Below are 18,245 nucleotides of genomic sequence, written 5' to 3'. Positions count from 1 at the left end.
CCGACCCGGTTTTTCCGTTAACGCTCAGTCAGGCGAGTCGTTTGCCCGGGACCGATCGAACCGTCGCGCCTTTCGGGGATTGATCTTGGCAAGGCTCTTGCTAACGAGCCGGGGCGAACGATTGGAGATGCCGGCTCGATGCTAGAGTTCGAAGGGCGCGGCCTGCGCCGGATCCGGGCGCTGCGCCCGCCGCAGATGTCGAGCTGGACGCGCGAGGCCGTCGGTCAGCAGGCGCTTGCCAGCGCGCCGCCGGCTGCGGAATTGCGGGTCGCCTCCTACAACATCCACAAGGCCGTGGGGCGTGATCGCCGTTTCGATCCGGACCGGATCATCGAGGTGCTCCGGCAGATCGATGCCGATGTGGTGGCGCTGCAGGAGGCCGACCAGCGCTTCGGCGAGCGCTCCGGCCTGCTCGACCTCGCTCGCCTCGAACGCCGCACGGGGCTGAAACCGGTGCCGGTGCAGAGCGCCTGGCAAGGCCATGGCTGGCACGGCAATGTCGTGCTCTTCCGCGACGGCGCCGTCACCGCGACGCGGCAGCTCGTCCTGCCTGGCGTCGAGCCGCGTGGGGCACTGATCGTCGATCTCACCATCTCCCGCGCGCCGATCCGCGTGGTTGCTGCCCATCTCGGCCTGCTGCGCCATTCGCGCTCGCGCCAGGTCGAGACGCTGATCGCCGCCTCCAGGCCGACGGATGGACGGCCGATCTTCCTGATGGGCGACCTGAACGAATGGCGGATCGGCAAGAAATCGAGCCTGCATGGGCTGGCGCCGAAATTCGGGCCGCTGCAGGCCGCGATCCCGAGCTTCCCTTCGCGTTTCCCGATCTGGGCGCTCGACCGCATCGTCGCCTATCCGGCCGAAACCATCACCCAGGTTGAATTGCACGACACTGCATTGTCGCGGCTGGCCTCCGACCACCTGCCGATCAAGGCGGTAGTGCATCTACCGGGCGAGGACCGCCAGGCGCATTGAGACGCCCTTGCACCGAACGAGGAGTGCGCGAGGGTGCTTGACAATATTATATAGGATTCCTATTCAAATGACATGACCCTCTTCGATGCCAACTCGGAGCCCCTGCCGCGCCGTCTTCGCGACGGATTGGAGCGGCTGGCAAGCGTGCTGAAGGCCGATCAATGGTCGGCGGCCAATGCGGTCGGCCTCAATCCGACGCAGGCGCATGTGCTCTCCTTTCTCGCCGGTCGCGGCGAAGCGGGAATGCGCGTCAAGGCGATTGCCGAGCATCTCGGCGTGACCCAACCGACCGCGACGGATTCGATCGCGGCGCTGGAGCGCAAGGGGCTGGTCGCCAAAGGGCCCGACGCCAGCGATGCGCGGGCCGTCGCGGTGAGGATGACACAGGCCGGGAGCGACGCGGTCAAGGCGATCGGGCTCTCGACGATGGCGACGGATACGGCGCTCGCCCGCCTGTCCGCTGCCGAGCAGGCCGACCTGCTGCTGCTCGTCGTCAAGCTGATCCGCTCGCTGCAGATCGCCGGCGCGCTGCCGGAGCAGCGCACCTGTGTGACCTGCCACCACTTCCGGCCGAACGCCCATCCCGGCGCCGACGCGCCGCATCATTGCGCCTTCGTGAACGCCGCTTTCGGGACCCGGCATCTCCGGCTCGATTGCGGCGAGCATGAAACCGCGGAGCCGTCCGCTCAGGCTGCCACCTGGCGGGCTTTCACCGAGGCTTCCGCGCCCCTCCAGACGAACCGCTAGGCAGGAAGGAACTTAGATCATGAAGAGTTTTGGGCTGCGGGGCATCGGCCTCGCCGCAACGGTCGCGCTCGGCCTGATCGGTGCGGCCGGGGCACATGAGATCAAGAGCGCCAGCAACGCCGCGGTGCAGGCGTCGTTCGACATTGTCGAGACGACGATCACCACCGATCACGGCCATGCCGTCTTCCGCAGCCGCCTGCGCGGCGACGCGGGGGTGGCCAAGCCTGCGGCGACCGGAAATTTCGCCGGCTCCGAGGTCTATGCCTATGTCTGGCCGACCTCGCTCGACAGCGCCGAGGTCGGCTTCGACAAGGGCCAGGGCATCGTCGCCCTCGCCGTCACCTTCCACCCCGATTTCGACGACGGCGCCAAGGGCGCGAAGAACCGTGATGTCTGGCATCCGCACTGGGTCGTGCTGGCCGAAGACAAGGCCTGCGGCGGCGGGCTGAAAGTGCGCGACATTCCGGCAGGAGCGAAGCCGCGTCTCCCCGAGACCTGGCCCGGCGTGCCGCTCTTGATCGACAGCCCTGCCTACAAGACCGCACTCGCCGGCAGCACGGTCGAGGTCCATGTCCCGCTCGACAAGCTCGGCGCGCTGAAGGGTGCCTCCTTCGACGGCGTCACCGCGGGCCTGCGCGTCAACGCCAACCTGCACGCGCCGCTTCTCTGCGTCGCCAATGTCTTCAAGGTCGCCTCGGGCAATCTCAGCCTGCCCGGCAAGGTCGTGCCGGCGAAGTGACGCTGGCAGATATCCGCCGGTGAATCCGGCCGGATGGGCGGCGCGCCGACTGCCATCGACGCACCGCCCGGATTCCCCCTCCAGACGATAGAGAAGGAGCGGGGAGCCTCGCACGGAACGGCTCGGTCGATCCAGCAGGACGACGCAGCCGGGATCGACGCGCGGCGCGGAGCCGTTCCGCATCGCGGGGCGATGACCTTTCCGGACATGCGTGCCACGATGCCGGTCGCCATCATCCCAGACCGAGACCGTCATGCCCATAGCTGCGCCGCACCGTGCCTACCGCACCCAGAACTGGAGCCTGGCCAAGCCTTCGGCACGGGGGCGCAATGGCGTCGTCGTCTCGCAGAACCATGAGGCGGCGGCGGCCGGCGCGGCGATCCTCGAAGCCGGCGGCAATGCAGCGGATGCCGCGGTCGCGGCCGCCTTTGCGCTGGCTGCGGTCGAGCCCTGGAATAGCGGGCTTGGCGGCATCGGCTTTGGCGTCGTGGTCAAGGCCGGCGAGAGCAGGGCCCAGGTCGTCGATTTCGGCCCGGTCGCGCCGCGCCGCGCCGATCCGGCCGATTATCCGCTGACCGGCGAGATGAAGCTCGACCTGTTCGCCTGGCCGGGCGTGGTCGACGATCGCAACATCCACGGCCCGCTCTCCTTCTGCATCCCGTCCTCGGTTGCCGGTTACGCCAGGCTGAAGGAGGCGTTCGGGACCAGCATGCCGGTCTCCGAACTGCTCCAGCCAGCGATCGCGCTGGCCCGGCGCGGCCTGGCACAGGACTGGTACACGACGCTGAAGATCGCCTCCTCCGCCTCGGTGCTGCGGCTCTACGAGGAGAGCGCCCGGATTTACCTGCCCGACGGATTGCCGCCGGTGCCGCCCTATCAAGGCGTGCCGGGTTTCAGGATGCTCGGCAATCTCGGTGCGACGCTGGAACATCTCGCCCGGGCCGGGCTCGACGATTTCTATCGCGGCGATCTCGCTGCACGGCTGGCGGCTGATATCGCCGCGGTCGGCGGCGTGGTCGACGCGCAGGATCTGGCGGATTGCCGTGCAACTCTGCGCGAGGCGCCGGTGATCGACTGGCGCGGCACGCATCATATCCACACGGCCGGTGGTTTAACGGCGGCGCCGACCCTGCAGGCGGTGGTCGAGGGCATGGCTTCGAGCCCGCCTCCGGACGGTGGACCGGACTCGGCCTGGTTCGCGACGCTCTCGAAGGTGATGCGCGAAGCCTATGCCAGCCGGCTCGAAGGGCTCGGTGCGGCGCAGATGGCGAAGGAGCCGGCCGAGACCTGCACCACGCATCTCACCGTGGTCGACGGCGAGGGCACGATCGTCGCGCTGACGACGACCTTGCTCTCCTCGATGGGCAGCCGGCTCGTGCTGCCCGAGACCGGCGTGCTGATGAACAACGGCATGATGTGGTTCGACCCGCGCCCCGGCAGCGCCAATGCGATCGCGCCCGGCGCGCGCCCGCTCTGCAATATGTGCCCGGTGGTGGTGACGCCGGCCGATGGCGGCTTCCCGCGCTATGGCGCCGGCGCCTCGGGCGGGCGGCGCATCCTCGCCAGCGTCTACCAGATGCTGGCCTTCACCCTCGACAGCGGCATGAGCCTGGAGGATGCCGCGCATCAGCCGCGCATCGATGTCTCCGGACCGGACGGCACCAGCGCCGATGCGCGCCTGCCCGACGGCACGCTCGATGCACTGGCGGCCGTAGGGCCGTTGACGGTGGTCGAGCACGGCGTGCTGCCGCTCAACTTCGCCTGTCCGAACATGGTGCGGACCGGGCAAAGCGAGCAGGAAGGGATCAGCGACGCGGCTTCGCCCTGGTCTGCGGCGGTGGCGGCGAATTGAGGCGCTTGAACCGCACCGGCAAAACCCCTCTCCTGAAAGGAGAGGGGTAGGGGTGAGGTGTTCGGACCGAAAACGTTGGCCTGAACCTCACTGCGCGATCAGGCCTCGCGGAACTGGGCACAGGGCCTACCCCTCACCCTGCCCTCTCCCTACGGGAGAGGGTTCCCCGCGTTTCGGTCGTCACGGTCAGAGGCGAAGCTTCACGCCCGCTTCAGCCCCCACGGATAAGGCGCCGAGCCCGGTAGCATGCCGGTCAGACCCTTGCGATAGGCTGTCTTGATCACGAACTGGCCGAGCGGGATGGTGGCGCATTCCTCGAGCGCGAGGCGCCCGAGCGCGACCGCGACCTGCTTCTGCTTGGCCTCGTCGGGCGCATAGAGCCATTCCTCGGCCATCTCCTCGGCCTTGGCATTGGTCCACCAGCCGAACCAACCCTTCTCGCCCGGGCCGCGGACGATATTGGACAGAGCGGGGTTGCTCCAGCCGACCGCCGCGCCTGTGGTGTGGAAGATGCTCCAGCCACCCTTCTCGACCGGCTCGCGGCTGTTGCGGCGCTGGATCACCGTGCCCCAGTCGCTCGCCATCATCTCGACATTCATCCCGATTGATTTGAGCAGCTCGTAGGTGACGTCGCCGAGCGGGCCGATATCGGGGAAGTCGGTCGGGTTGATGATGACGACCTTCTCGCCGTTGTAGCCGGACTCCTTCAGCGCCGCCTTGGCCTTGTCGACGCTCTGCGGCATCAGGTCCTCGAGCTCGCCGGTGTAGTAGGGCGTGCCGCGCCACCACAGGTTCCGGCAGACTTGCCAGGTGGTGGTGTCGTCGCCCTGGGAGGCGCGCATATAGTCTTCCTGGTTGACCGCGAGGCGGACCGCGGCGCGCACCTTTGGGTTGTTGAAGGGCGGCTGGAGGTGGTTCAGCCGCATGATCGAGCCGCGGCCGTTCTTGTCGATGACCTCGCGGGTGATGTCGGGGCTTTTCGCGAGCAGGGGTTGGAGGTCGGCGAGCGGGCGCTCCCACCAGTCGATCTCGCCCTTGGTCAGCGCGGCGGCGGCGGTCGCCGGATCGGGCAGGATCGGCCATTCGATGCGCTTGAAATGCGCGACCTTGCCGCCGGCGTTGCGGCTCGGCGGCTCGCTGCGCGGCTTGTAGGCCTCGTTCTTCTCGTAGACGACGCGGCTGCCGGAGACATATTCGCTGGCGACGAACTTGTAGGGACCGGATCCCACCATTTCAGTGACCTGCTTGGTCGCGTCGGTCTTGGCCAGGCGTTCCGGCATGATGAAGGGCGGGTTGTCGGCCTTGGACATGCAATCGAGCATCATCGGGAAGGGCCGGGTCAGCTTGATCTCGATGGTACGCTCATCCGGCGCGGCCCAGGCTTCGACCGCCTTGATCAGGAGCTGGCCGTAAGGGTCGCGCTGGCACCAGCGCTTCAGGCTCTGGATGCAGTCGGCGGGCCGGACCGGCTGGCCGTCATGGAAGGCAAGCCCCTCGCGCAGCTTGATCTTCCAGGTCTTGCCGTCGGCCGAGATCTCGTGGCCCTCGGCCATTTGCGGCTGCGGCTTCAGGTTGAGATCGCCGCCATAGAGCGTGTCGTAGACGTAGTAGCCGTGATTGTTGGTGACGGTCGCTGTCGTCCAGATCGGATCGAGCGAGGTGAGATTGGCTTGCGGTGCCATCTTGAGCACGCTTGGGCTCGGTGCTTGCGCCAAGGCCTCGCGGGCCAGTGTTGGAGCGAACAGGGCGGCGGCTGCCGTGCCCTGCAGGAACTGACGGCGCTTCATATGGTCTCTCCCCTTTTATGATTGGATAGTACGGCTACAAACCCTGTTCGTCCTGCTGTCGTGGCTTGGAAACTCGCATGCCCCGGCTAGTCGAAGCCGAGGAAATTCGGGCTGTCCTTGAGCTTCGGGGCTTTCTTGAGCCCGGCGATATCCGGCACAGGGCGCGCCGTCAGCGGATCGCCCGCCAAGAGTGACTCGAGCGCGGCGGCAACAGCAAGCACCTTGGCGTCGCCGCCGCGCGGGCCGACGATCTGCAGGCCGAAGGGCAGGCCGTTGCGGTCGAGCCCGACCGGCAGCGAGATCGCGGGATGGCCGACGATGGTCACCGCATAGGCCATGGCGAGCCAGTGAAAATAGGTGCGTGTCGGCTTGCCGTCGATCTCGGCGGGATAGAGCTCCGACCAGGGCCGCGGCGAGAGCGTCATCGCGGGTGAGAGGATGACGTCGTAGCGTTCGAAGAAGCGCTGCCACTCATGGTAGATCACGGTCTGCTGCTTGAGTGCCCGGGTAATGTCGAGCGCGCCATAGCGCAGGCCTTCCTCGACATTGGCGCGGACATTGGGGCCGACCTGGTCCGGCGTGTCGCGTACCCGCTCATACTGCCCGGCGAGGAAGTTGACGGCGCGCAGGACCTCGAAGCTCTCATCGGTGCCGGCGCAATTGGGCGTCGCCTCATCCGTCCGGCCGAAGACCTTGCTGAAACGGCCGACCTTGTCGGCGAAGACCTCGCGGATGTGCCTTTCGGTCGGCGCGAAGCCGAAATCCGGGGTGAGCGCGACTTTCAGGGAAGCGAGATCGCAATGGTCCGGCCGGGCGAAGTCCTCGGGCCTTCTCACTTGCTTGCCATGGATCGTCGTCCCTAGCGGATCGACGGCGTCGTCGCTCACCATGGTGGAGAGCAGGAGGCAGAGATCAGGCACGGTGCGCGCCATCGGGCCGAGCACCGAAAGCGGGTTCCAGCCGAGCGCGCGCTTGTCGCTCGGCACCAGCCCCGGCGACGGCCGGAAGCCGACGATGCCGTTGAAGGCGGCCGGGTTGCGCAGCGAGCCGCCGGTGTCCGAGCCGGTGGCGATCGGCACCATGTTGGTCGCGAGCGCGACGCCCGAGCCACCGGAGGAGCCTGCGGCCGAGCGCGAGGGATCGAAGGGGTTGCCGGTGACGCCGTAGACGGCGTTGCGGGTGTTGGCGCCGGCGCCCCATTCCGGCGTGTTGGTCTTGCCGACGATGACGGCACCGGCCTTGCGCACGGAGGCGACGATGCCCTGGTCCTTTGTCGGCACATGCTCGGCGAACAGCGGGCTGCCATAGGTGGTGCGCAGGCCGGCGACGTCCTCGAGATCCTTGATGCCGATCGGCAAGCCGTGCAGCGCCGGTAGGTCGTCGCCGCGCATGGTGGCTGTGTCGGCCGCTTTCGCCGTCGCCCGTGCGCGCTCGTCGTCGCGTGCCACTATGGCGTTGACCGCAGGGTCGACCGCGTCGATGCGGGCAAGGCAGCTTTCGAGCAGTTCGGTGGCGGAGAGCTGCTTCGCGCCGATCAGGCGGCGGGCGGTGACGGCATTAAGATCGCAGGGTTCGGTCACGGGTTAAAGCTCCGGCAGTCAGGGCGGGTTCCTCGTGACCCGTCCTGCCAGTCGAAGCGGCCTGCGCTCCTGCGTCAACCCTCGCCGGGTTGAGTCCCGGCCTGCGTTCACCTCAGATGTGCAGGGCGTGGCCGAGCGCTTTCAGCGCCGATTCCTGGAAAGCCTCGCCCAATGTCGGATGGGCGTGGATGGTGTCGGCGATGTCCTCGAGCCTTGCCCCCATCTCGATGGCGAGGCCGAAGGCGGCGGAAAGCTCCGAAACGCCCTGCCCGACGGCCTGGATGCCGAGGACGAGATGGTTGTCGGCGCGCGCCACGACACGGACGAAGCCGGCTTCGCCATGGCGGGTCATGGCGCGGCCATTGGCCTGGAAGGGGAACTGGCCGATCTTGATCTCGAAGCTGGCAGCCTTGGCCTCCGCCGGTGACAGGCCGGCCGAGACGATCTCGGGATCGGTGAAGCAGATCGCCGGGATCGTGGCCTTGTCCCAGAGGCGCGGTTCGCCGGCGACGATCTCGGCGACCATCTCGCCCTGCGCCATGGCGCGATGGGCCAGCATCGGCTCGCCGGTGACGTCGCCGATGGCATGGATGCCGCGCATCGAGGTCTCACAGCGCTCGCCGATGCGGATGAAGCGGCCGTCCATGTCGAGCACGAGCTCATCGAGACCGAGCTTGCCCGTTGCGGGGGTGCGGCCGACCGTGACCAGGATCTTGTCGGCTGGGAGCTCGCGCTCCTTGCCGTCGGCCATCTCGATGCGCAGGCCATCACCCTTGGCGGTCGGGCCGAGTGCCTTGGAGCCGAGCAGGACCTCGACGCCGAGCGCCGACAGGCTCTTGGCGACGGGTGCGGTCAACTCGGCATCGTAGAGCGGCAGGATCTTGTCCTGCGCCTCGACCACCGTGACCTTGCTGCCGAGCTTGGCGAAGGCGGTGCCGAGCTCGAGCCCGATATAACCGCCGCCGACCACGACGAGGCGCTTCGGCAATTCGGTCAGCGCGAGTGCGCCGGTCGAGGAGATGACGTTGCCGCCAAAGGGCAGGAAGGGCAGCTCTACGGGGAGCGAGCCGGTCGCGATCACGATCGTCTCGGCCTTGATCACCTTTGGGCCGGTCTCGGTCTCGACCGCGACAGTCTTGCCGTCGCGGAAACGGGCCTGGCCGTGGACGATCTTGACCCTGGCCTTGCGCAAGAGGCCGGCGACGCCGTTATTGAGGCGCTGGACGATGCCGTCCTTCCAGGCGACGGCCTGCTTCAAGTCGAGCCTTGGCTCGGCGGCGGTCAGGCCGAACGGCGTCTTGCCGGCAGCGGCATGGGCGGCCTTCTCAAACTCCTCGGCGACATGGATCATCGCCTTGGAGGGGATGCAGCCGACATTCAGGCAGCTGCCGCCGAGCTTGCCGCTCTCGACGATGACGGTGTCGATGCCGAGCTGGCCGGCGCGGATGGCGCAGACATAGCCGCCGGGGCCAGCGCCGATGACGAGCAGCTTGCAGGTGATGTCGGTCATGCGAAGTCCTCGCAAGCAACGGTCATGAGGTTGCGCCCGAACCACCCCGTCATCCCGGCTGGAGCGGAGCGGAATGCCGGGATCCATCGTAGGGTACAGTTCCCTACGATGGATCCCGGAGCTGCGCCGCTTGCGCGGCTTGTCCGGGATGACGCGGCGTATGTGACGGCAGCCGACATCACATGTCCACGAACAGCGTCGCCGGCGTCTCCAGCAGCTCTTTCAGTCGCTGCACGAAGACCGCCGCGTCCCAGCCGTCGATGACGCGGTGGTCGAAGCTGGAGGAGAGGTTCATCATCTTGCGCGGCACGAAGGTGGTGCCGTCCCAGACGGGCCTGACCGCCATCTTGTTGACGCCGACGATCGCGACCTCCGGATGGTTGATCACCGGGGTGGTGGCGATGCCGCCGAGCGCACCGAGCGAGGTGATGGTGATGGTCGAGCCGGTGAGCTCGTCGCGGGTCGCCGAACCGTCGCGAGCCCGCTCAGCGAGGCGCGCGAGCTCGATGGCGCAGCCCCAGAGGTCGCGCGCCTCGGCATGCTTGACCACCGGCACCATCAGGCCGGACGGGGCCTGCGTCGCGATGCCGATATGCATGCCGGCATGCTGGTGGATGATGCCGGCTTCGTCGTCGTAAAGCGCATTGAGGCCAGGTTGTTCACCCAGTGCCTTGACCATGGCCCGCATCAGGAAGGGCAGCAGCGTCAGCTTCGGCCGCTCGGCCGTCGGCTTCTTGTTGAGCGCGGCCCGCAAGTCCTCCAGCGCCGAGACGTCGACCTCCTCGACGATGGTGATGTGCGGGATGCGCGACTTCGACAGCGCCATCTTCTCGGCGATGCGGCGGCGCAGGCCAACGACCTTGACGTCGGTGATCGCGGTCTTCGCGACAAGTCCACCCTTAGCCGGAGCCTCGGGGCCGCGCAGGATGAAGGCGTCGATGTCTTCATGGGTGACGCGACCGGCCGGGCCGGAGCCCTGGATCTGGCGCAGATCGATCCCGGCCTCGCGCGCCTTCAGCCTGACGGCAGGCGACGCCAGCGGCTTCTCGCCGACCGGGCGCCGCGGCGCGGATGTGGTGGCGACAGATGCCGGGCGGGCCTGAGCCTGAGCGGGCTTTGGCGTCGGCAGCTGCTTGGGGGCAGGCTCAAGAGCCGCTGCCGGCGTGGCCGGGGCAGCCGCAGCAACGAGCTTTTCTTTCGGCGGCTCCGCCGGCGCTTCGGCCTCGGCGGCCTCCTCGGACGCGGCTCCGCCGGAGACCTTCAGCTTCACCAGCGCCGAGCCGATCGCGACGGTGTCGCCGATCTCGGCGCCAACCCAGGTGACCTCCCCCTCGACCGGAGAGGGGATCTCGACGGTCGCCTTGTCGGTCATCACCGCGGCGATGAGATCGTCCTCGCGGACGATGTCGCCGACCTTGACGTGCCACTCGACCAGCTCCGCCTCGGCGATGCCCTCGCCGACATCGGGCAGCTTGATGATGCGCTCGGCCATCAGCGGCTCTCCATGATCTCGCGCAGCGCGGCGCCGACGCGGCCGGGGCCGGGGAAATAGGCCCATTCCTGGGCGTGCGGATAAGGCGTGTCCCAGCCGGTGACGCGCACGACCGGCGCCTCCAGGTGGTAGAAGCAATGCTGCTGCACCAGTGCGGCCAGCTCCGCACCGAAGCCGGAGGTCAGCGTCGCCTCGTGCAGGACGATGCAGCGGCCGGTCTTCGAAACCGAGGCGACGATCGCGTCGAGGTCGAGTGGCAGCAAAGTGCGCAGGTCGATGATCTCGGCGTCGATGCCGGTCTCCTCGGTGGCCGCCTGCGCGACATGGACCATGGTGCCGTAGGTGACGATGGTGACGGCCGAGCCCTCGCGCCGGATCGCCGCCTTGCCGAGCGGGATGGTGTAATGTCCCTCGTCGACCTCGCCGAGCTCATGCTTCGACCAGGGCGTGACCGGGCGGTCATGATGGCCGTCGAAGGGGCCGTTATAAAGCCGCTTCGGCTCGAGGAAGATCACCGGATCGGGGTCCTCGATCGCAGCGATCAGCAGGCCCTTGGCGTCACGCGGATTGGACGGCACTACCGTTTTCAGCCCGGCGACATGGGTGAACAGGGCCTCGGGGCTCTGGCTGTGGGTCTGGCCGCCGAAAATGCCGCCGCCGGTCGGCATGCGGATCACCATCGGACAGGTGAAGTCGCCAGCCGAACGATAGCGCAGGCGGGCGGCTTCCGAGACGATCTGGTCATAAGCCGGGTACATGTAGTCGGCGAACTGGATCTCGACGCAGGGGCGCAGGCCATAGGCCGCCATGCCGATCGCGGTGCCGACGATGCCGAGCTCGCTGATCGGCGCGTCGAAGCAGCGGTTGACGCCATATTTCTGCTGGAGGCCGTGGGTGCAGCGGAAGACGCCGCCGAAGAAGCCGACATCCTCGCCATAGACGACGACATTGTCGTCGCGGCCCATCGAGACGTCGAGGGCCGAGCGGATCGCCTCGATCATGGTCATGCGGGCCATGAAGTGCTCCCAACGTCATTGCGAGCGAAGCGAAGCAATCCAGTCGGCTCGCTCCACGCCCCCCTGGATTGCTTCGTCGCTGCGCTCCTCGCAATGACGGCTGGCGACCGATGCAGGCAAACCATCGTCACACCCCGATCTGCTGGCGCTGGCGGCGCAGATGCGGCGGCAGCTCGGCATAGACATCCTCGAACATGTCGCGCGAGGAAGGCTTGCCGCCGGCATGCAGCGTGCCGAAGCTTTCCGCTTCCTTCTGCGCGGCGATCACGGTTGCCAGGATCTCGGCCTCAGTCTGCTTGTGACGCTCCTCCGACCAGGCGCCGATCCCGATCAGGTGCTGCTTCAGCCGGACGACCGGGTCGCCGAGCGGCCAGTCGTCGGATTCGTGCTTGGGCCGGTAGGCTGAAGGGTCGTCCGAGGTCGAATGCGCGCCGGCGCGGTAGGTGACGTATTCGACCAGCGTCGGCCCGAGATTGCGGCGGGCGCGCTCGATTGCCCATTGCGCCACCGCGTAGGTCGCGAGGTAGTCGTTGCCGTCGACGCGCAGCGCCGGGATGCCGAAGCCGAGGCCGCGGGCGGCGAAGGTGCCGGAGCCACCGCGGGCGATGCCCTGGAAGGTCGAGATCGCCCACTGGTTGTTGACGACGTTGAGGACGACGGGGGCCTTGTAGGTCGAGGCGAAGACCAGCGCGGCGTGGAAGTCGGATTCCGCCGTCGAGCCGTCGCCGACCCAGGCGGCAGCGATCTTGTTGTCGCCCTTGATCGCCGAGGCCATCGCCCAGCCGACGGCCTGGACGTATTGGGTGGTGAGGTTGCCCGAGATCGAGAAGAAGCCGTTTTCCTTGGAGGAGTACATCACCGGCAATTGCCGGCCCTTCATCGGGTCGCGCTCGTTCGAGTAGATCTGGCACATCATCTCGACGAGCGGATAATCGTGCGCGATCAGGAGCCCGGCCTGGCGATAGGTCGGGAAGTTCATGTCGCCCTTGCCGAGCGCGATGCGGAAGGCGCAGCTCACGGCCTCCTCGCCGGTGTGCTGCATATAGAACGAGGTCTTGCCCTGGCGTTGCGCCATCTGCATGCGCGCATCGAAGGCGCGCAGCGTCAGCATATGGCGCAGGCCGCGGATCAGGTCGTCCTTGGAGAGATCGGGCACCCAGGGACCGACCGCCTCGCCCTCGCGGTCGAGGACGCGGATGATTGAATAGGCGAGGTCGCGGATTTCGCGGGGATCGACATCGACCGGCGGGCGCTGCACCGAGCCGGCCTTGGGGATCACGACATGCGAGAAATCGGGCTTCTCGCCAGGGCGACTGGCCGGGACGGGAACATGGAACCGAAGCGGTGAGGGGTCTGTCATGTCCGCGCTCCCTAGGCTCTGTTCGACCCAGCATTCCGCCATGCGGTCCCCGCCGCAAGGCACGTTTGCGGGGGCGCCTGTCGAGCCGCCGTCGTTATTCGGGCATGTTAGGGTGGTGCATCGTCGATTTCTTGCCGAAGTAGCCTTGAGATTCGGTTATGATCAGAGGATTATTCTGTAATCTTGGCATTTGGCGGAAAATTTGATCGATGGCAGTCAAAGCGCGGCGCGGCGAGGAGATCGACCAGATCGACCGGCGCATCCTCTCGGCGTTGAACGAGGACGGCCGGCTGACGATCAACGCGCTGGCTGAGAAGGTCGGGCTGTCGCCCTCGCCATGCTGGACGCGGGTGAAGCGGCTCGAGGAGAACGGCGCGATCGAGAAATATGTCGCGGTGCTGAACCACCGCGCGCTCGGGCTCGACAATGTCGTCTTCATCGAGATCACGCTCGACAAGCATGACGACAAGCTGCTCGACCGTTTCGGCGAGGCGCTGGCGCGGATTCCCGAGGTGGTCGAGGCCTATCTCGTCACCGGCGACTACGACTATCTGGTCAAGGCCGTGGTCAGCGGCACCGAGCACTATGAGCGCTTCCTGCGCGAGAAGATCTACCGCCTGCCGGGAATGCGGCAATCGCGCACGACCTTCGGCCTGCGCGCGCTGAAGCGGGCGATTTCGGTCGACCCGCTGCAGATCACGCCGGTGTGAGCCGATCCCCTCTCCCCTTGCGGGAGAGGGTTAGGGTGAGGGGTCTCGCGACGCTGGTCATAAGCCCGGTCTCCCGTTTTCCGGAACTTTCAAGACCTGTGCGACCCCTCATCCGGCCCTTCGGGCCACCTTCTCCCACAGGGGGAGAAGGGAAGGGTTCATGCCGGGACAGAGATCGCCATGCCATCGCGCTGCGGGTCGGCGCCGCCGGTCGCCAGCCCGTCCTCGATCTTGACGCCGTGGAGCGCGGCGAAGGGATAGCTCTGGGCTGAGCGCTTGACGTCATAGCCCTCGGCCTTGAGCTGCGCCTCGACGCTGCGGCGGATGCGGTTCGAGATGTCGATCGCGTTCGAGACACCCATGACGCGCGGCGCCGCCACCGCCTCCAGCATCGACATGTCGAAGTCGATGACGTTCATGATGCCCTGCGCCATGGCCGGGGCGATGTAGCTGCCGCCCGGCGCGCCCATGACGATGAAGGTCTCGTCGCCCTTGAAGACGATGGTCGGCGCCGCCGAGGAGGAGCGGCGCTTGCCGGGCGCGATCGAGCCGGCGCGGCCGGGGCGCGGGTCGAAGCGGCTCATCGTGCCGTTATAGATGAAGCCGAGGCCCTCGGTGATCGCGCCGGACGGGCTGCCGAGCGTATGGGTGAGCGCGACCGCATTGCCATGGCGGTCGACCACGGTGACATGGGTGGTCTCGCGTTGGGAGGAGCGCTCCAGCCGCTTCACATCGGCCCGCTCGCCGCGGCGGATGCTGTCGGCCTGTTCCGCCGCGTGCTCCTTCGAGATCAGGCGCGCGACGGGCACGTCGACATAGGCTGGATCGCCCATGAACTGGTCCTTGTCGATGGTCATGCGCTTCATCGCCTCGACCAGCAGGCGAACATGCTCGGCGCCGCTATGGCTGAGCTTGCCGATGTCGAAGGCCTCCAGCATGTTGAGAATCTGCAGCATCGACATGCCGCTCGCCGGCGGCGGCGAGGTCGAGATGCGGTGGCCGCGATAGGAGCCCCAGATCGGCTTGGCGACGGAGAGTTCGTAGCGGGCGAGGTCCTCGCGCGAGATCAGCCCGCCATGCCTGGCGAAGTCGGCGGCGATCTCCTCGGCGAGCTCGCCATGGTAGAACAGGTCGGCGCCGCCCTTGGCGAGCCGCTCCAGCGTATTGGCCATGTCGGCGTTGACGATGACATCGCCGGGGCGCTTGGCGCTGCCGTCGGGCCGGAAATAGAGCCGCTTGCCGGTCTCGCTGTAGCGCAGCTTGTCTGACGTGTTGACCTGGCCTGCGCCGCTCTGATCCTGAGACCAGAACCAGTGCATGTGCGGGCGGACCAGCACGCCCTCGCGGGCCTGCCTGATCGCCGGGGCGATCACGTCGGCCCAGTCCATCGTACCGAAGCGCGAGAGCACATGGTCGTAGCCCTTGACGCTGCCCGGCGTGCAAACGGCGAGATGGCCGAACTCGCTGATGCCGCCTTCGAGCAGGAAGGCGAAGCCGTCGCGCGACTGGCCCTGCAGCTTGTCCTGCCACATCTCCGGCTTCGCGGAGTAAGAGGCGCGGGCATAGAACTCGACGATCTCATGGACGCCCCTGCCGGGCATGTAGAGCTGCATCGAGCCGAAGCCGCCGATGCCCGACATCAGCGGATCGACCACGCCCTGCATGAAGGCGCAGGCGATCGCCGCATCGATCGCATTGCCGCCGCGCTCCAGCACGGCCGCGCCAGCTTCCACCGCTTCCGGCTGCGGAGCGACGATCATTCCGTTCTTCATGGGCAAGGGCCTTCCTCTCAAGGCGTGGTCCAGAACCGCGCCGTCATCCCGGACAAGCGGCGTAGCCGCGCCGCTCCGGGATCCATCGAAGGGTGTTGCTCTCTACGATGGATCCCGGAGCTCCGCTTCGCTACGTCCGGGATGACGATGTGGTTCAGGGCAAGTTTGTTTAACGCTCACGTCGGCTCGCCCAGCCGCCAGAACAGGCGGACGCCGCCATCTGCCATGCTCTCCAGTCCGGGCACGGCCGAGAGCAGCTTGCGGGTGTAGTCGTGCTGCGGCGCATCGAAGATCTGGTCGCGCGTGCCTTCCTCGACGATGCGGCCCTCATGCATGACGATGACGCGGTCCGAGACCTGCTCGACCACGCCGAGGTCATGGCTGATGAACAGGCAGGAGAAGCCGTGCTTCCTCTGCAATTCGGCGAAGAGCTCCAGCACCTGTGCTCTGACGGTGACGTCGAGCGCCGAGACCGGCTCGTCGGCGATGACGAAGCTCGGCCGGCGGATGATGGCGCGGGCGATGGCGACGCGCTGGCGCTGGCCGCCGGAGAGCTCGTGCGGATAGCGCTCGGCAAAGCCGTCGCCGAGCCCGACCTCGCCCAGGACTTCCGCGAGCCGCGCCTTCCTGTCGGCGGCGCTCATGCCCTTCACCAGCCGCAAGGGTTCGCCAACGAGCTCGCCGATGGTCATGCGCGGATCGAGCGAGGAATAGGGGTCCTGGAAGACCATCTGGCAGTTCAGCCGGTAGTCCCAATAGGCAGTCTCGCTCTTGTCGATCGGCTTGCCGTTGAACAGGATCGCGCCTTCGCTCGGCTTGATCAGCCCGGCGATGGCGTGGCCGAGCGTGGTCTTGCCCGAGCCTGAACCGCCGACCACCGAGACGACCTCGCCCGGCTTCACCGAGAGGCTGATGCCATGCAGGGCGCGCTTGGGCTGTTCCTTGCGGAAGAAGCCCTGGCGGCCGCCATAGTCGACGACGAGGTCGTTGACCGCGACCAGCGGCGTCTCGGCCTCTGGCACCTCGCGCGCCGGCTCGCGATGCGGCATCGCGGCAAGCAGCTTGCGGGTATAGGGGTGCTGCGGCCGGGCGAGGATATCCTCGCTCTTGCCGTGCTCGACGACGTCGCCCTGGCACATCACGACGATGCGGCTGCAATAGCGCGCGACCATGCCGAGATCATGCGAGATCAAGAGCACGGCGGTGCCGTTCTCCTTGGTCAGGTCGACCATCAGCTCCATGACGTCGCGCTGGACGACGGCATCGAGCGCGGTGGTTGGCTCGTCGGCGAGGAGCAGCGCCGGCTTCAGCAGCATCACCGAGGCCAGCATGATGCGCTGGCGCATGCCGCCGGAATACTGGTGCGGATAGGCGTTGAAGGCGCCTTCGGGGTCGCGGATGCCGACGCGCCGGAGCATGTCGAGGATCAGCTCACGCCGGCCGGCGGCGTCGAGCTTGCGATGCAGCGCGAGGCCCTCTTCGAGCTGGCGGCCGATCAGCATGGAGGGGTTGAGCGAGGTCATCGGCTCCTGGAAGACCATGCCGACCTTGGCGCCGCGGATGGCACGCAGGCGCTTTGGCGCCATGGTCGTGACCTCCTCGCCGTCGAAGCGGACCCTGCCCGAGATCAGGCGGACCGCCGGCGGGATGAAACCCATCACGGCGCGGGCAGCGAGCGTCTTGCCCGAGCCGGATTCACCGACGATGCCGACGATCTCGCCGGGCGACACCGAGAAGCTGACAGTGTTGACGACGGTGCGGCCGCTCGCGCCGATCCTGAGCGTAAGGCCATCGACCTCGAGCAATGGCTTGGTGCTATTGCTCGACGCGTTTTCTTCACGCGAACGGGTGCCCACTTCGCTTGAAAACGCTTTTGTCATCGCGCACCCCTCATCCGCGGATCGAGCTTGTCGCGGAGCGCATCGCCGAGCAGGTTGATGCCGAGCAGCGTCAGCGAGATGCACAGCCCCGGGAAGACGCCGAGCCAGACGGCCTGGCCGATATAGGGCCGCGAGCCCGCCAGCATATTGCCCCAGGTCGGGGCCGGTGGTGGCACGCCCAGGCCGAGGAAGGAGAGCGAGCTCTCGGCCAGCAGCACCCAACCGAACATCGAGGTCGCCAGCACGGTCAGCGGCGCGATGCAGTTCGGCAGGATGTGGCGCAGCATGGTGAAGGCTTCGGAGTTGCCCATCACCCGCGAGGCCGAGATGAACTCCCGCTCGCGCAGCGACAGCACGGTGCCGCGCACGATGCGGGCGACCGAGGGCGCATAGGCGATGCCGAGCGCCAGGATGATGCCGTATTTGTTGGCGCCGACGACGGCGAGCAGGCCGAGCGCCAGCAGGATGCCGGGGAAGGCGAGCAGCGCATCGTTGAAGGCCATGATGGTGCGGTCGACCCAACCGCGGACATAGCCCGAGAACAGGCCGATCACAGTGCCGAGCGAGACGGCGAGCGCGACCGTCAGCAGGCTGATCCAGACTGATGTCGCGGCGCCCGCCATCAGCCGGGAGAGCACGTCGCGGCCGAACTCGTCGGTGCCGAGCCAGTGCACCGCCGAGGGCGCCGCGAGCTTGGCCCGAAAGGAGAGCCGCAAGGGGTCATAGGGCGTCCAGAGCGCGCTGACCGAAGCGACGATGGCGAGGAAGCCGATCAGCGTGCCGCCGACCAGGGCGTTGGGAGCTGGTAGTCTCATTGTGCCGTCA

General features: G+C 67.4%; 14 protein-coding genes. 5 read left to right on the top strand and 9 right to left on the bottom strand.

What is annotated here, in order from left to right; genetic code table 11:
- Positions 1–138 precede the first annotated feature (138 nt).
- The 4 genes from ACSQ24_RS28305 (at position 139) to ACSQ24_RS28290 (ending at position 4,313) form a co-directional block, all read left to right on the top strand.
- Positions 139–975: an endonuclease/exonuclease/phosphatase family protein gene (locus ACSQ24_RS28305; RefSeq protein ID WP_436098117.1), complete on the top strand. Its 837-nt coding sequence runs from the start codon at positions 139–141 to the stop codon at positions 973–975.
- Between the two features lie 72 nt (positions 976–1,047).
- Complete coding sequence (locus ACSQ24_RS28300; RefSeq protein WP_436098116.1) at positions 1,048–1,722, top strand: MarR family winged helix-turn-helix transcriptional regulator; 675 nt, start codon at positions 1,048–1,050, stop codon at positions 1,720–1,722.
- 19 nt (positions 1,723–1,741) lie between these two features.
- Positions 1,742–2,461, top strand: a complete 720-nt coding sequence (locus ACSQ24_RS28295) for a hypothetical protein (protein WP_436098115.1) — start codon at positions 1,742–1,744, stop codon at positions 2,459–2,461.
- Between the two features lie 253 nt (positions 2,462–2,714).
- A complete protein-coding gene (locus tag ACSQ24_RS28290; RefSeq protein WP_436098114.1) occupies positions 2,715–4,313 on the top strand; it encodes a gamma-glutamyltransferase in 1,599 nt (532 codons plus the stop codon).
- 200 nt (positions 4,314–4,513) lie between these two features.
- Here the strand turns inward: ACSQ24_RS28290 and ACSQ24_RS28285 are convergent, their stop codons facing one another.
- The 6 genes from ACSQ24_RS28285 to ACSQ24_RS28260 form a co-directional block, all read right to left on the bottom strand.
- Positions 4,514–6,100, bottom strand: coding sequence for an ABC transporter substrate-binding protein (locus ACSQ24_RS28285; RefSeq protein ID WP_436098113.1), 1,587 nt, complete (start codon positions 6,098–6,100; stop codon positions 4,514–4,516).
- 86 nt (positions 6,101–6,186) lie between these two features.
- Positions 6,187–7,680 carry an amidase gene (locus ACSQ24_RS28280; RefSeq protein ID WP_436098112.1) on the bottom strand — a complete coding sequence of 498 codons (1,494 nt, stop codon included), beginning with the start codon at positions 7,678–7,680 and terminating at the stop codon, positions 6,187–6,189.
- Positions 7,681–7,792: 112 nt separating this feature from the next.
- A complete protein-coding gene (lpdA, locus tag ACSQ24_RS28275; RefSeq protein WP_436098111.1) occupies positions 7,793–9,190 on the bottom strand; it encodes a dihydrolipoyl dehydrogenase in 1,398 nt (465 codons plus the stop codon).
- A 178-nt stretch (positions 9,191–9,368) separates the two neighbouring features.
- Complete coding sequence (locus ACSQ24_RS28270; protein WP_436098110.1) at positions 9,369–10,682, bottom strand: dihydrolipoamide acetyltransferase family protein; 1,314 nt, start codon at positions 10,680–10,682, stop codon at positions 9,369–9,371.
- Positions 10,682–11,698 (bottom strand): alpha-ketoacid dehydrogenase subunit beta, encoded by a 1,017-nt coding sequence (locus tag ACSQ24_RS28265; protein WP_436098109.1) that lies wholly within the window; start codon positions 11,696–11,698, stop codon positions 10,682–10,684. The genes ACSQ24_RS28270 and ACSQ24_RS28265 overlap by 1 nt, the downstream gene beginning before the upstream one ends.
- Before the next feature lie 127 nt (positions 11,699–11,825).
- Positions 11,826–13,058, bottom strand: coding sequence for a 3-methyl-2-oxobutanoate dehydrogenase (2-methylpropanoyl-transferring) subunit alpha (locus ACSQ24_RS28260; protein WP_436098108.1), 1,233 nt, complete (start codon positions 13,056–13,058; stop codon positions 11,826–11,828).
- Positions 13,059–13,267: 209 nt separating this feature from the next.
- Here ACSQ24_RS28260 and ACSQ24_RS28255 point away from each other — a divergent pair, with 209 nt between their 5' ends.
- Entirely contained in the window at positions 13,268–13,768 is a 501-nt protein-coding gene (locus ACSQ24_RS28255) for an Lrp/AsnC family transcriptional regulator (protein WP_436098107.1), read from the top strand.
- Between the two features lie 158 nt (positions 13,769–13,926).
- Here the strand turns inward: ACSQ24_RS28255 and ggt are convergent, their stop codons facing one another.
- The 3 genes from ggt to ACSQ24_RS28240 form a co-directional block, all read right to left on the bottom strand.
- Positions 13,927–15,540, bottom strand: coding sequence for a gamma-glutamyltransferase (gene ggt, locus ACSQ24_RS28250; RefSeq protein ID WP_436098106.1), 1,614 nt, complete (start codon positions 15,538–15,540; stop codon positions 13,927–13,929).
- Positions 15,541–15,716: 176 nt separating this feature from the next.
- Positions 15,717–17,420, bottom strand: a complete 1,704-nt coding sequence (locus tag ACSQ24_RS28245; RefSeq protein ID WP_436098105.1) for an ABC transporter ATP-binding protein — start codon at positions 17,418–17,420, stop codon at positions 15,717–15,719.
- Positions 17,417–18,235, bottom strand: a complete 819-nt coding sequence (locus ACSQ24_RS28240) for an ABC transporter permease (protein ID WP_436098104.1) — start codon at positions 18,233–18,235, stop codon at positions 17,417–17,419. Before ACSQ24_RS28240 ends, ACSQ24_RS28245 begins: the two co-directional genes overlap by 4 nt.
- Positions 18,236–18,245: the final 10 nt, after the last annotated feature.

The organism is Allobosea sp. LjRoot237 (assembly GCF_964253285.1).
Classification (GTDB): domain Bacteria; phylum Pseudomonadota; class Alphaproteobacteria; order Rhizobiales; family Beijerinckiaceae; genus Allobosea.
The sequence above is the reverse complement of the archived record's forward strand: the minus strand, read 5'-3'. Positions and strand labels throughout refer to the sequence as shown.